Annotated in this window: 12 protein-coding genes; 1 reads left to right on the top strand and 11 read right to left on the bottom strand. The window is 45.7% G+C overall.

All coding sequences use genetic code 11. The annotated features are described in order from the left end of the window. Positions 1–116: 116 nt before the first annotated feature. The 9 genes from RH45_RS13460 to RH45_RS13415 all read right to left on the bottom strand — a co-directional run bounded on the left by RH45_RS13460 (position 117) and on the right by RH45_RS13415 (position 10,402). A complete protein-coding gene (locus RH45_RS13460; protein WP_008078032.1) occupies positions 117–1,478 on the bottom strand; it encodes a TRAP transporter large permease in 1,362 nt (453 codons plus the stop codon). A 3-nt stretch (positions 1,479–1,481) separates the two neighbouring features. Continuing rightward, complete coding sequence (locus RH45_RS13455; RefSeq protein WP_008078031.1) at positions 1,482–2,165, bottom strand: TRAP transporter small permease; 684 nt, start codon at positions 2,163–2,165, stop codon at positions 1,482–1,484. Between the two features lie 129 nt (positions 2,166–2,294). Beyond that, complete coding sequence (locus RH45_RS13450; RefSeq protein ID WP_008078030.1) at positions 2,295–3,290, bottom strand: TRAP transporter substrate-binding protein; 996 nt, start codon at positions 3,288–3,290, stop codon at positions 2,295–2,297. A gap of 526 nt (positions 3,291–3,816) precedes the next feature. Continuing rightward, the gene (locus tag RH45_RS13440) at positions 3,817–4,932 is read right to left on the bottom strand and encodes an ABC transporter ATP-binding protein (protein ID WP_008078028.1); all 1,116 of its coding nucleotides are present in this window, start codon (positions 4,930–4,932) and stop codon (positions 3,817–3,819) included. 5 nt (positions 4,933–4,937) lie between these two features. After that, positions 4,938–5,795: a carbohydrate ABC transporter permease gene (locus RH45_RS13435; RefSeq protein WP_008078026.1), complete on the bottom strand. Its 858-nt coding sequence runs from the start codon at positions 5,793–5,795 to the stop codon at positions 4,938–4,940. Continuing rightward, positions 5,792–6,715, bottom strand: a complete 924-nt coding sequence (locus tag RH45_RS13430; protein WP_008078024.1) for a carbohydrate ABC transporter permease — start codon at positions 6,713–6,715, stop codon at positions 5,792–5,794. Before RH45_RS13430 ends, RH45_RS13435 begins: the two co-directional genes overlap by 4 nt. Before the next feature lie 120 nt (positions 6,716–6,835). Continuing rightward, entirely contained in the window at positions 6,836–8,083 is a 1,248-nt protein-coding gene (locus tag RH45_RS13425; RefSeq protein ID WP_008078023.1) for an ABC transporter substrate-binding protein, read from the bottom strand. A 143-nt stretch (positions 8,084–8,226) separates the two neighbouring features. Next, entirely contained in the window at positions 8,227–9,675 is a 1,449-nt protein-coding gene (locus RH45_RS13420; protein ID WP_008078022.1) for an ATP-binding protein, read from the bottom strand. A 4-nt stretch (positions 9,676–9,679) separates the two neighbouring features. Beyond that, entirely contained in the window at positions 9,680–10,402 is a 723-nt protein-coding gene (locus RH45_RS13415) for a response regulator (protein WP_008078021.1), read from the bottom strand. A 668-nt stretch (positions 10,403–11,070) separates the two neighbouring features. Here RH45_RS13415 and RH45_RS13410 point away from each other — a divergent pair. Then, a complete protein-coding gene (locus RH45_RS13410) occupies positions 11,071–13,068 on the top strand; it encodes a methyl-accepting chemotaxis protein (protein WP_008078019.1) in 1,998 nt (665 codons plus the stop codon). A gap of 49 nt (positions 13,069–13,117) precedes the next feature. On the opposite strand, the gene RH45_RS13405 is transcribed toward RH45_RS13410, so the two are convergent. Further along, entirely contained in the window at positions 13,118–13,726 is a 609-nt protein-coding gene (locus tag RH45_RS13405; protein WP_008078017.1) for a DUF2913 family protein, read from the bottom strand. 133 nt (positions 13,727–13,859) lie between these two features. Further along, positions 13,860–15,494, bottom strand: coding sequence for a response regulator (locus RH45_RS13400; RefSeq protein ID WP_008078015.1), 1,635 nt, complete (start codon positions 15,492–15,494; stop codon positions 13,860–13,862). Positions 15,495–15,577 lie beyond the last annotated feature (83 nt).

Below are 15,577 nucleotides of genomic sequence, written 5' to 3'. Positions count from 1 at the left end.
AATACTCGGGCATGGTAATCACTTTCATTGAGAGTCGCCAGCAATATGTATAAATTTCAATCGCTAAGACTAAAAAAGCCCCGCTTAACAGCGAGGCTTTTTGTGGTTAGATAAAACTACTTAGTAATAATTTCCGGCCCCATTAAGGTCGTCGGTAACCATGTCGATACCCAGGGAACGTAAGTCACGATAATGAGGAATAAGAACATGACTGCCACCCAAGGTAAGGCCGCTTTAACCACTTGCATCATCGACATTTTCGCTACCCCGGCAGTCACGAACAGGTTGAGCCCAACTGGAGGCGTTATCATACCTATCTCCATGTTTACCACCATCATGATACCAAGGTGAATAGGATCGATACCCAGTGCAATCGCGATAGGGAAAACCAACGGTGCGACAATGATCAGCAGACCAGAAGGCTCCATAAACTGACCACCAATGAGTAGCAGCACGTTTACCACAATCAAGAAGGTAATCGGACCAAGACCAGCAGACAGCATAGATTCAGTGATCATTTGCGGAATGCGTTCTTCTGTCAGAACATGCTTAAGGATCAGTGCATTGGCAATGATAAACAGCAGCATGATGGTCAGCTTACCCGCTTCGTATAACGTGTGTTTCGTGTCTTTATGAACAAACGCTTGGAATATTTTAACTAACGCAGGCTTAGTGTTTTCTTTGTCAGCAAACGGCCCCATATCTTTGTAGATAAAGTTTGCGATCAGGAAAGAATATACCGCAGCGACCGCCGCCGCTTCCGTTGGCGTAAAGATACCACCGTAGATACCACCAAGGATAATCACTACCAACAATAGGCCCCAGCTCGCATCTTTAGCAGCCGCAAACATCTCGCCCCAGCCGACGAAAGGCTGCTTAGGTAGATTCTTCACACGCGCAGCAATGTAGATAGCGATCATTAGCATCACACCAGCGAGAAGGCCAGGAATGACCCCGCCAAGGAACATACGACCAACAGATACATCCGTTGCTGCCGCGTACACCACCATCACGATGGAAGGTGGAATCAAGATACCGAGAGTCCCCGCGTTACAAATAACCCCTGCAGCAAAATCCTTGGAGTAGCCGTTTTTGATCATACCCGCGATAACAATACTACCAATGGCCACCACCGTTGCTGGTGACGAGCCTGATAGCGCCGCAAACATCATACACGCGACAACGGAAGCCATCGCTAAACCACCGCGGAACCAACCTACCATCGCAATCGCAAAGCGAATAATACGCTTGGCCACACCGCCTGTAGACATAAAGCTAGACGCAAGAATAAAGAAAGGAATCGCTAATAACGTATAGTGACCAGCAAACGCGTTAAACAGAGTCTGAGCGACCGACGCTAAAGAAGCATCCGAGTGCATCATCAAAAACAGTATACTGGACAGGCCCAGTGATACGGCAATCGGCACGCCCACAAGCATGAAGCCCACCACCATCAGGAATAAAAACAGAATATCCATGGTTTAGCTCTCCTTGCTCTTGTCGTTATTTGGCGAGTCCGCCGTTTTGGGCTCCATCGCCTCACCGGCATCTTTGAGCTCTTCTTTTAATGCTTCTAACTCTTCTTCTGCTTCGTGCCCTGCGATCAAACGGTCAAGTTTACCGGTCGCAATTTGAATCGTGATTTGGCTAAAGCGAAACGTGAGTAATGCCATACCAATAGGTAGGGCCATGTATGGGATAAAGCGTGGCAGTTTTTCATAGCGCTCACCCTCATTTAGCCAATCCGCAAGGAACTGCAGCATTTCAGGCATTGGAATATCATCGGTTTCGTACCAAGCGCGTTCAGTCGCAAATGGGTACCAGTAGTTCCAAGAGCCAATCAAAAGCAGAATTGAAAAGGTAAGGCAGCACGCTGCAGCGATCAGAGCATAGATTTTTCTCAGCTTCTCTGGCGCCATGTTAATCACAACATCAACGCCAATGTGGAAATGTTTTTTCACGCCGTAAGATGCGCCAACTAACACCATCCAAGCAAACAGGAAAACGGTGAGTTCAAGAGCCCAAAGAATATTGTCATTGAAGACATATCGAAAAATAACGTTGGCAAAAGTGAGCAAAGTCATCGCACCAAGGAAGAAAGCTATTAACGTCTCCTCGATGGCATCGGTCACTTTACCTATTTTGGCAAAAATTGACTGTTCCATAGTTACATCGCTTTATAGACCACACCGATTCACAACCAGCACGGCATTACAGGGAAAAGAGGCCCTCCTCCCGACAAGAGGGCCAATGATTAGGGGAAATATTTATAGTTATTTTCAGGGTTGCTCAGTTTATTGGTTCGAAGCCAGCGCAGCTTCAATAAGGTCTGAACCAATGTCTTTCTCAAACTTTTTCCAAACAGGCTGTAGTGCCGTTACCCACTGCTGACGCTGTTCAGGTGTTAGGCTACGTACCTCACCACCGGCTTCGATGATGTTGTTTTTGTTGGCTAGATTCACTTTGGTTGACTCAGCATTACGTGTCGCAGACACTTCTTGGATGATAGTGTTTAGCTGCTCGCGCTGATCTTTAGGTAGGCCTTTCCAGAAGTCGTTTGAGGTTACAACTAGGTAGTCCAAAATACCGTGGTTGGTTTCAGTGATGCCATCTTGAACTTCAAAGAACTTCTTGCCGTAAATGTTTGACCAAGTGTTCTCTTGTCCATCGATAACTTTCGTTTGAAGGCCACCGTAAACTTCTTTGAATGACATTTTCTGCGGGTTTGCACCTAGCTGCTCGAACTGAGCAACCAAAACATCAGATGCCTGTACACGGAATTTAAGACCTTTTGCATCATCTGGACTAAGCAGTGGTTTGTTTGCCGACATCTGTTTCATGCCATTGTGCCAGAACGCAAGACCTTGTAGACCACGGCGTTTCATCGCATTTTTTAGCTTCTCACCAGACTCTGAGTTTTGGAAACGGTCGACCGCGGCCACGTCTTCAAACAGGAATGGTAAATCGAAAATACGGTACTTTTTGGTGAACTTTTCAAATTTAGAAAGAGAAGGGGCAGCAAGTTGCACGTCACCGTTCAATAGCGCTTCAAGCACTTTGTTATCATCGTACAGAGTCGAGTTAGGAAAAACCTGCATACAGACTTTGCCGTTCATCTCTTCATTGACACGTTGTTCCAGTAATGAAGCCGCAATCCCTTTCGGGTGCTTATCTGTGTTCGTTACGTGACTGAATTTAATCACTGTCTCGCCTGGGTCACAGTTTGCGGCAGCATTAAAACTGGTGACAGCAAGAATCGATACAGATAGTAGGGTCAATGGCTTAAACATTATTATTCTCCTTGTTAATTGGACAACCCCATCACTGGGTGTTGTCTATCTACAAGGGCAATAACCAGGCCAAAAATAACATTTATTTAACTTATCATTAGTTAACAATCACTTAACAAGGCGAATGAATTTAATTGACCTCAGACTGGGAGCCGTAGAGAACAAAAATGGGTGGAATCCCCCCCATTTAATAATCGCAAATGGGTCAAATCCCGCACGAAACAAGACGACGAACGGATGCAACATAAGTCACAAAAACGTTGAGATAACAAAAGGATATATTCAGAAAAATGTGAGGAGAGGGAGAGAGCAAAGGAGACAAAAGCATGCTATCCCTCTCCTCCATCAAAGTTGGCTGAGTGGCCCCAATGATCCCAAGCCAAGCCGAAACTTCCCTTTAAGCATAGACCTTAATGAGAAGTTTATTAATAAATTTATTAACGGCCTAAGGGGAGTGTGCTCCCAAGTTCAGGTTGCAAGCCTAACCTGATAATCCCCCGTGATTCTTCATTGGGAGCACACTCAATCAGTTAAAGTCGATTCTTTGCTCGGTTTGAGCATCAAAAAAGACCGCTTTTGACAAATCAAAGTGCAACGGCGCTATTTGCCCTACTTTGGCGTCAAATTCAGGCGACAAGCGACAGGCCACTTCCTGATCATTCACTTTTATCATGGCAATCGTATCAGGCCCCGTTGGTTCAAGAACTTCAAGCTGAAGATCAAGCTGGGTAGACGCCGACGAGTCTGGATTCTCTGACTCCGTAATGTGCTCCGGTCTCAGACCAATCACGATCCGTTTGCCATCTTGCGATCTCATTGAAGGCGGAAGTTTTATGTGGTGTTCCTGATTATTACTTCCTGTGACTTTTATAACTGGCTTATCTTGGTCATCCAGATCAACCATAGTCTCAATGAAGTTCATCGACGGAGAGCCCATAAAACCTGCCACAAACATGTTGTTTGGCTTTGTGTAGATCTCGTGCGGAGTACCCAGTTGTTGCAACTCACCATCCTTCATTACCGCGATACGATCGGCGAGAGTCATGGCCTCGATTTGATCATGAGTCACATAAACGATGGTGGTATTAAGCTGCTGGTGGAGACGCTTGATCTGATGGCGCATCTCAACACGAAGCTTGGCATCCAGGTTAGACAACGGTTCATCGAAAAGGTACAACTTAGGTCGACGAGCTAACGCGCGTCCCATCGCGACACGCTGCCTTTGCCCCCCAGAGAGTTGCGAAGGCTTTCGGTCAAGCAGATGGTCAATTTGCAGCATAGTCGCAACCCGCTGCACCTCTTCTTCAATTTCGTTGTCTGGCATTTTGCGAATTTTAAGACCAAACGCGATATTGCCGCGCACCGTCATATTCGGGTACAGCGCGTAAGACTGGAATACCATCGCAATGTCACGGTCTTTCGGCTCAACTTGAGAAACATCGCGTCCATCAATCACAATCTCTCCCCCGCTGATCCCCTCTAAACCCGCAATGGTGTTCATTAGAGTCGACTTGCCACACCCAGATGGACCAACCAAAATCAGAAACTCACCAGAGTCGATACTGATATCAATGCCTTTTAATGTCTCTTGTTCCGCCTTCGGGTAAGTTTTACGGATCTGTTTGAGTTCTAGAGTTGCCATAGTAATTATCCTTTTACTGATCCTGCCGTTAGGCCACGAACAAAATATTTTCCTGCCAGCACGTAAACCACTAAGGTCGGTAATGCGGCAATGATAGCGGCTGCCATATCTACGTTATATTCTTTAACTCCTGTGCTGGTATTGACTAAGTTGTTCAATGCAACGGTAATCGGCTGTGTTTCTGAGCCTGAATAGACCACACCAAACAAGAAGTCATTCCAAATGGCCGTGAACTGCCAGATAACGGTGACCATGATGATAGGCGTTGATAACGGCAATAAGATTTTGAAGAAAATAGTAAAGAAGCCCGCCCCATCCAACTTGGCTGCTTTAATCAATTCATCCGGTATCCCAATGTAGAAATTACGGAAGAACAAGGTCGTAAACGCCATACCATAGATCACATGCACGAGCACCAAACCTGTTGTCGTGTTGGCGAGGCCTAATTTACCCAGTACGGCAGCCATAGGTAGCAAGATAACTTGAAACGGAATAAAGCAACCGAACAGCAGCAAACTGAAGAATAAGTTAGAGCCTCGGAATTGCCACTTGGTCACAACATAACCATTAAACGCACCAAGTAGTGTCGAGATGGCAACAGCTGGGATGACCATTTGGAATGAGTTCCAGAAATAGCCCTTAACCCCTTCACATTTCACCCCGGTACAGGCGCTGTCCCACGCTTTATACCAAGCATCAAACACCCACTCTTTTGGTAACGACATTAAGTTACCCGCTTTAATGTCCGGCAAGGTTTTAAATGAGGTAATCACCATCACAAACAGCGGCATCAGGTACACGACACAAAAGAACACCAAGGTGGTATAGATAAAGAGTCGCGCAAAATTTTTATTCTGGGTCATGATTTCTTCTCCCTAAGCTCTGAATACAAATAAGGGACGAGAATCGCCAGTATTCCAGCCAACATCATCATGGCACTCGCTGCGCCCAAGCCAATCTGACCACGAGTAAATGAGTGCGCATACATAAACAAGGCGGGTAAATCTGATGAGTAGCCAGGGCCACCAGCCGTCATCGCCGTTACCAAATCAAAGCTCTTAATGGCGATATGGGAAGTAATGATCACAGCACTAAAAAATACCGGTCTTAAACAAGGCAGAATGATCTTCCAATAGATGGTCGGCAAGCTCGCACCATCAATTTGCGCAGCTTTAATAATCGATGCATCAATCCCGCGCAGGCCAGCTAAAAACATCGCCATGACAAAACCTGATGACTGCCAAACGGCGGCAATAACTAAGGTGTAAACCGACATATCTGAGTTGACTAACCAGTCAAATTCGAAGTCACTAAATCCCCAATCTTGCATCAATTTTTCAATACCAAGACCTGGATTGAGTATCCATTTCCACGCAGTACCCGTGACAATGAATGACAATGCCATTGGGTAGAGATAAATGGTTCTGATTGCCCCTTCTTGTCGAATATTTTGGTCAAGCAGAATGGCCAAACCCACACCAAGGCCGATAGCAACCAACATAAACAACAGGCCAAAAATACCCAAGTTGGTAATTGAGGTGATCCAACGATCGTTTTCCATCAACTTAGAATACTGAGTAAAACCAGCAAAATTGAAGCTAGGTAAAAAACGAGAGTTGGTCATTGATAATGCTGCCGTCCAAAAAATGTAACCGTAGATACAAACCACAGTCACCAACATGGTCGGCGCAAGAACGATTTTCGGTAGCCAGCGCTGCAATCTGTCAGCAAAACTTGGCTTAGGCGCAGACTTATCTGCATACCGAGATACAACATGCTCCATAACGAATCCTTACGTCATCTCATCCAACCTCAAATTCCTGGTTGGATGTAAAGGAAAGGGCGAATAGGCTCCCCACAAGCCTACTCGCCCTTTGGGGGTGATGAGTCTAACTAGAGAAAGTTAGATCGCCGCTTTTACGGCTTTTGCTAGCTTCTGCGCTGCCTGTTTTGGATCCGCAGAGTTGTCATTGAAGAAGTTGGTCACTACATCGTAAATCGCACCCTGTGCGTAGCTCGTTGTGGATAGACCATGCGCCATACTCGGTACGAGATCACCAGAGTTAGCACTTGCCTTAAACGTAGCCATTGAGTCCAGAGCACATTGGTCAAACTTGCTCATGTCCATATCAAGACGAACAGGGATTGAACCTTTGTTTAAGTTGAACACTTCTTGGAAGTCTTTTGTCAGAATGGTTTTCGCTAAGTCTTGCTGTGCCTGTTGATTGGCTTTATCACTTAATTCGAAGAACGCAAAGCTATCAATGTTGAAAGTGAACTGGCCGTCAGTACCTGGAGCCGGCGCACAGATGTAATCTTTACCAGGGACTTTACCCGCGGCAGAGAACTCACCTTTTGCCCAGTCACCCATGATTTGCATCGCGGCTTCACCGTTGATCACCATAGACGTCGCGACGTTCCAATCTCGGCCAGGAGAGTTAGAATCGATGTAGTCGCGCATTTTCTTAAACTTAGTAAACACTTCAACCATCTTGTCGCCAGACAAGGTATCCATATCAAGATCGACAAACGCTTTGTTGTAATCTTCACTGCCTAGCACATCCAGAGCAACGGCTTCGAACACGGTAGCGTCTTGCCAAGGCTGACCACCATGAGCCAGAGGAACGAAACCTGCCGCTTTGATCTTGTCTGCAGCAACAAAGAATTCATCAAGGGTTGTTGGCAGTTCGACACCCGACTTTTTCAGTACTTCTGGGTTGGCCCATAGCCAGTTAACACGGTGTACGTTGACAGGCACAGCAACGTACTCACCGTCGAATTTCATCACTTTAGTAACAACGGAAGGAAGAATCTCATCCCATTGCTCCGTTTTACCTGTTTTATCCAAAGACGTTAAGAAGCCTAATCCGCCCCACTCTTGAATATCGTGACCTTTGATTTGCGCCGCTGAAGGAGGGTTACCAGAAACCGCTCGAGTTTTCAGTACTGTCATTGCTGACTCACCGCCACCACCAGCTACCGCAAAATCTTTCCAAGTATGATTTTGCTTTTCTAGCATCTCTTTAAGAACAGCGGCCGATTTTGCTTCACCGCCAGCAGTCCACCAGTGAAGTACTTCAACTTCACCCGCTTGGGTAAACGCAGAGGCAGACAAGAGCGATAGAGTAAGTAGGGTTTTATTGATTTTCATTATTATCTTCCATGTATTGGATTAGACATCAGGCCGACTGCATAACTGACCCGTTCACTTCGTGCTTGAACAATACTGAGTCTATCCAAATAGAATTTTGAGATTGAAACAAAGCGTAAAACCAATGTAACAAAAAAGTTACATTACACTTCAAGGCTAGGCGGAATAAAGAGTTGAGCGCGTAGACCGCCCTGAGGAAGATTACTAATAATGAGATCTCCGCCGTGTCCGTGGAGAATATTACGACAGATCCCAAGCCCTAAGCCGTGTCCTTGGTCATCACTGGCTAGCCTAAAATAAGGTTCAAATACCAGCTCAAGTTTGTCCTTTGGAATACCAGGACCTTGATCATCAATGGTAACCGTAATCCACTCTTCAGAAACCATGACCGTCACATCGGCGCTCTGACCATACTTAACCGCATTATCGAGTAAATTGGTCAATACACGTTTAATTGCCAGCGGCTTAGCTACAATTGGGTCGCTCGTCTTTGGCGTGAAACGAACGCACGTTTGGTGATAATTCATCGGTTCAATCACCGACAAAATCATCTCATTAAGATCGATGAAGGCGTTATTTTCATGCAGATCGGTGTCTTTGACACATTGCAACGCCCCCTTCACCATCATCTCTAACTCATCAAGGTCTTTATTAAATTTATGCCGCTTGGTATCACTCTCGAGCAGTTCTGCCCGCAAGCGTAAACGGGTGATCGGAGTCTTGAGATCGTGCGAAATTGAAGAAAACAGATGCTCTCGATCGGCCACATAGCGACGAATCCTTTGTTGCATTCGATTGAAGGCGCGGGTTGCGGTCACCAATTCGCTGGCCCCCTCTTCAGCAAGCGGCGGCTGATCAATATCCATACTCATTTCGTTTGCGGCTTTGGCCAGTCTCTTTAAAGGCTTAACCTGACGTCGCATCAGTATATAGGTCAAACCGAGTAGCAAAGTGGTGGACAAAATCAAAAAGAGGATTTGTTCTCTCGCAATCACTGTGTCATCCAGCGTCACATAAGGTGCGGGGAGAAGAGCCGCGATATAGACCCATTCATGACTGCTTAATTCGATTTGCACCACTAAGATCGGTGGATCAATCGGGGATAAGGTCAAGGTATGATGCGCCCACGATTTGGGCAAATCATGTAAATAGATATCGTTTTTCAGCAGACGTAAATCTTCTGGGCGCGAGAAGTCGACTGAAATCGATGCCACTTTGGTCAACTTTTGTCGCAGCACGGTTTCGACTGAACGGATAGAGGCTCGCTTGAGCTGCGTGTCGGCAATCGGTTCAACAATCAGCTTCTCTTTGTTAAAGGAAACGAAAAATCGAGTACCGCCCATATTGCGGATCTGGTCCAAAACAATATGCCGATAGCGGGTGGGAAGAGATTCAAAGAAGGTCACCGTGGAGGCAAACATATTCGCCATACTCTCGGAGGCATCTTTGATACCAGCCAACTCTTTCTGCTTAGATTCGCTATACCAAATCGAGGTGGCGATCCCTTGGGCTAACACCACAGCCAATAACGCTAAACCAAGCGTACGAGTAACCAGTGAGTTCGGTTTAATGCGTCGTAAAATGGCCCGCATGACTTTAGTGCTCGATACTCACTGGCACAGCCAAAATGTAGCCATTGCCACGCATAGTCTTTATGTATTGCGGATACTTGCCACTATCACCAAGACGGTTTCTTAATCGACTTAACTGCACGTCGATCCCGCGCTCAAACGGCAAAGCTTCTCGACCACGGGTGGCGAATGAGATGGTATCTCTGTCCAACACTTCATTAGGACGAGTCAAAAACAACATCAACATGGCAAAATCACTGCCAGACAAATCATGCTCTTTCCCATTCTCGAGGTGGATAATCTTGTGCGCTAGGGTATCAAGGCGCCAATCGCCAAAAGTAATTTGCTTTGGCAACGCATCACTGGTTTTATCTTCATTGAGGTGAACGCGGCGCAACACAGCTTTGATACGCGCCACTAATTGGCGCGGGTTGAAAGGCTTAGCAATGTAATCATCAGCTCCAATCTCTAAACCAATAATTTGATCGGTTTCATCAGAGACAGCCGTCAACATAATAATAGGGACACTCGATTCGCGGCGAATGTACTGACACAGAGTAAAGCCATCATCACCAGGCAGCATGACATCAAGCAACACTAGATCAGGATAACCGTGCACCTCAAGGTGCTGTTTTAGCGCCTCTCCGTCACCGACCGTCGCAACCTGATAACCACTTTTCGTTAAGTATTCGTCTAACAGCTCACGGATTTCTTCATCGTCATCTACAACAAGTATTCTAGCGTTCATACACCTAATTCATTACCTATGATGCGTGGCTAATAGTGTAGAGAGAAGTGATATAACTGCTGATTGATAAATGTGGATAATTTGAACATAGGGCAGATATCGCTCACAACTTTGTAACATCGCTAAGCATAAATCTATCAATTCATGTCATCAGAAGGCACGACTAATTGCCCCCCTCCCTTTCTCGCGCCATTGACGAATGGTCAACGTCGTTCATTTTAAACGTAAAGGGTTCAACAATTGAGCCAAGAACCGCCTTAATAAATTGGGACCAAGTTAGTGCCCAGATACTAAGGCAAAGTTCACAGCGAAGAATGGATCAGAGAATGGCAAAAATACTGACAATGCCAACGAGAGAAAACAAACAGGTGCGGCTAATAACGCCAAAATCGGTAGGATGGATCATTTCTTGATGCTGCATAGGCAAACCTCTCTTTTGTTACACGATGATTACAATATGATGAAATAATCGTAAAAGCTCAATAGTTAATTCAATGAACTTTTTATGACATTCACTACGGTATTTGAGTGGTTACTTTATATGATTAAAGTCACATATTTGGTAATACTCCATCAGCAAGAGCTCAATAACGCTCGCAAAATTAACCACCACTTTTTCAGCGTCTTATACTTTACCTATAACTAAAACAGTCATGCTAGGGGTGAATATGAACGCCTTAATTCAAAGGTTTAGTCTCAATCGTTTAGTACTTATTCTTGCTGGAATTCCCATCATTGTTTCTCTCACACTCGCCGTCGAGCTTATCTTTCAGTATCAAGCAACGTTAAGCCAAGCGAAAAAGGATCAAGCCGCCACAGAGCTCATCCTTTTGTATGACAACCTTGCACACAATCTCGCAGTAGAACGCGGGCTTAGTGCCGGTGTATTAGGTAGCAAAGGAAACCCAAACCAAGTGGAAGCTTTGACCAAGCACAGAGTCAGTGTGGATCAACATATCCAGAACTTGCTCGGTTTCCAAACCGATGAATTACCAGAACAATGGCAGCAACAGCTTCTCTCGAGTATCCAGACAGAGCTGAAACGACTGCCAGCGGCGCGTCAAGGGATCGATCGACTAGCACCGGATTTTTCACCATTTGCTTACTATTCCAATCTTAACCAACTGGCTATCGATAATGCCGCACTCGCGAGCGGTAAATTGTCTAATGCCAAAGTGGCGGGTCTAAGTAAAAGCCTAATCTCCGTTATGGAAATGAAAGAGCGAGCGGGACAAGTGCGAGGAGCACTGAACGGCGCTTTTTCGCGAAAAAGTTCATCACTTGGTCAATACATCGCAATTCAAGACTACCTTGCCTCTGGTGTTTACGCTCAGCGTAGAGCTGATATTGCTTTACCAAGTAATTTAGCGACCGAGCTCAATCAAGTGATGCAAAACGCCATTTGGAAAGACGTTGAAGCGATACAACAACAATTTCTCGCTCAGAAAGATAACCTAAAGGCACTGCAAGGCCCCGAGCCTACTCGTTGGTTTGCCATGGCAACAGAGCGGATCAAACTGATCAATGGCATCCGAAATACGGTCAAAGATCAAATGCTGTATACCTCGATCGAACAAGCTGACCGAGCCGCGCTTAACATGAGTGTCTTACTTGCCGCGTCTATTGCGATCAGTTTTGTTTTAATCGTGGGTGTCATTACGTCTATACGTGTTCTACGTAAGCAAGTGATCTCTGTAACGGGTGACCTATCAACCATGTCGAGTCAGCGAGATCTCAGCATTGAGCTCAACGCACAAGGCAATAATGAACTCAGCCATATCTCTCAAAGTGTCAATGGTCTAACTAGCAGCATCAAGCGGTTGCTTCTCAATATTCTTGAAGCCAATGAGCACAGTAACGAACGGCTAACCCACATTGTGCAAGGTGCCGGTGATCTAGGAGAAAGCAGCAAAGCCACTAACGATAAATGCAGCAACATTGCCACAGCCATGACGCAACTGTCTCAATCCAGTTTAGAGATCGCCTCATCCTCAGAGCGAGCGCTCGAGGAGACAGAGCAAATGACCAACAAAGTCTTGAGCTGCCAAGAGCAAAGCCAGAACTCTTATCATGTGGTCGAAGCGCTTGTCTCACAAATTGAGCAAACTCAAGAGTGTATGGCGAGATTGGAGCAAGATGCGCAGAGCGTGAGTAAAATTGTCGACACCATCAACGGCATCTCTGAACAAACCAACTTGCTGGCGCTCAATGCCGCCATCGAAGCTGCGCGTGCGGGTGAACACGGGCGTGGGTTTGCGGTTGTCTCCTCAGAAGTCAGAGACCTTGCACAGAGAAGTAAAGAAGCGACAGAGCATATTTCTCAGTTGCTCAGCAATATCACAAGTAACACTCAAACCGCTGTCAGCAATATGAACAAAAGCCGTGAAGCGACCGATTCTACCTTTGAGTCAGTATCGGGCGTTAACGACAGTATCTCTGAGCTGGAGCACTTGATTGAAACGGTAAATCAGCACATTACCAGCATCGCCAATTCAACGACAGAGCAATCTAAAGCGAGTGAAGATGTGGATAAAGACGTCGACGTATTGGCAGACATTGCACTTAAAACTGGGCAGCTTGCGAGTAACATGGATAGCATCGTGTCTCACTATAAAGCCGAAGTCGCGGAAGTGAATCAGCAGTTACAAGAGTTTAAACTGGCTTGATTGATCATTAGAAACCAACAGGGCAGCCAATGGCTGCCCTGTTTTGTCTTTATCTTAGCATTAAGCTAATACGCACAAAGTCGCCGTCCTCAAATTCGACTCTATGCTCAAAAATGGACGACGAATAGATAGTACGTAAAAAGGCGTGTCGTTCCCCATTAGTGCCACGAAACAGCATCGAGACATCCGCGACAAGGCGATTACGCTCACTGAAATGGGTATTCAAGTCAGGAGAAAGCACACACAGCAAACAACCTTTTGGGTTAAATGCCAAATCAACCGCTTCTGGACTTGAAACTAGTACCGTGGTGTTAAGCTCTTTTTCCAACGTATTAATCAGCAACAAAAAGCTGTCGAGATGCGGCAGTTCATCCCCTTGCTGTGGCGGTAACAAGTTCTCAAGCATCGCCACCATATCCAGTTTCTGTGAACGGGCATGGGTAACCAGCGAACGAACCTTCTTCTTAAATGGTTTATATTTCTTAGAGTTAGAAGACTTGTTCAGCCAAGCTGAAAGAATATCGTTGATATCACTGCGCGACTTATAAGCCAGCGTTTTACCATTATGATTGGTATGCAGGTGCAAAAGGGCATGAAGCGCTAACTCGGACAACAAAGGCTCAAATTCGGGTTTAATTTTGGTATGAATACTGCGCATGGTGCCTAAACGTGTAGAACTTCTATCGAACCTAAACAAATCGGGTGTTTACAGGAGGAGCGCCATGCTACCGAAAAGCCTTACATAAGTACAGTAATCAATCGCACCCAATTCACCGCAGGTGCGAATACTACTAGGCCGTCGCACGCTTTTGCAGCCTCTCTTGGACGATACGCTTAGCCTGCCGAATCTTTGAGACTTTAGGGTGCATTGGATCTTGCTTGACTAAATTCGCAATCACGATCGCCACGCTGACGGCAAATTGCTCTTTCAGGAGTTCAATATTGCTGTTATCAACGACATTAAATTTCAGCATGGCGTTAATAAAGTGCGAGTGATGGCTGATAAAGTAAGGGGCTTCTTTCGCTTTGATCGCCAGCGAATCGACCACCGAGCCGAGTGACGCTTTTTCGCTGGCAGATCGCATGGCTGATTGTTTCTCATCGAAGACACATTGTGCCCTCTGTAAAACGAGCGTGTGAATCGCAGCAACGATATCGTTATGGCTTGAGTTCTTCTGCTTTAAATCTGTTAACCAAAATTCAGCGAGATCTAAGCAGCCTATGTGCAATGCAACCGCCAGTAAAATGAACTTACGATGCGGTAACTGAGTTTGGCGATACAAGCCTTCAAGGCGTTTCGGTGAGCATACCGGATTATCTTGACTAACCTGCAACAGCAGATTGTAAAAGCTCTTTGATAACTCATGCGAATCGACCAACTCACTCTCATGAATGCACAAAGATAAGTTCAATACCGATTTAAAGGTACTGGCCGTTATCTTGCTCTGCGCTTTTTTCGCTAACGCAACTTCAAGCAACAATCGCATTTCTTGCGCATGAATCCACTCTTGCTCATCAATCGCGGATACAGCATCAATGCGAGCAACAAACGTTAGCGCTTTTTTGACATGGCCTTGCGCTAAACTTAACCAAGCACATTTGAGCTTTAAATGAGCAATGTGCGGATTGCGAATAGAAAGCGTCGTCATGTTCACTATCGCACTCTCTAAATCGGCACCCAGCAAAGATTGGTGCGCGGTGATTTGCGAAATCATGGGGTCTTGAGGATAGCCCATTGATTCGTACTCATGCGCATAAACGAGCGCTTCTTCGCCGTTACCCAACTCGTAGTGCAAAGAGATTAGCCGAACCAAAGGCCAGCGATGCTTCACTTGCCGAGTGAGTTTTTGCAACAGCGCAATCGCGGCTTGATACTGCTCCTGCCGAACATAACAATCAACCACAACTTTAGGCAGTTCTAACCATTCACTGCCTTGCTGGCTGAGCTGGATGTTGCACACTTCTATCGCTTCATCAAAGCGTCCATGGTCAAGGTGGCAATGTACGGTTTTTAAAACACTGCGTTTGTATAAGCTATTAACGATAAATTGTTTGAACTGGTTGTAATTGAAGGGCTGTTCAAGGATCTCATCCGGCTCTAAGTTTTCCGCCCCGATGATCTGCTGCTCATCATCGCCATTTGCTATCACAACGAAACAACAGCTATGGGAATGGGCACGACTCTGCTGGTAGAGGTAGTGATATTTTGGGCCAACGACTTTATTTTTGCTCATGTAGGAGCAGATGATCAGGTCAAAGCGATATTGATTAACCAACTGCTTAAACGTCATCACATTCTGCGCTTTGTGTAGCTTGTCTTCGACGCCACCCATTTTCTTCAACATGTTCTTGATGGACGCTGACAACATACTGTTTTCTTCAACAATGAGGATGCGTTTTTTACTTAAGTTTCTGTCATTGCTCATCAATTTGAACTACCAGTTTCATCTCTATCGGTATTTCTCAGGACAAAACCTTGTGCCCTGAGCTGTTGGCCCTCCTAGATACA

The organism is Vibrio sinaloensis DSM 21326, assembly GCF_000189275.1.
Lineage (GTDB): Bacteria > Pseudomonadota > Gammaproteobacteria > Enterobacterales > Vibrionaceae > Vibrio > Vibrio sinaloensis.
This window is presented reverse-complemented; position numbering and strand designations above follow the sequence as displayed.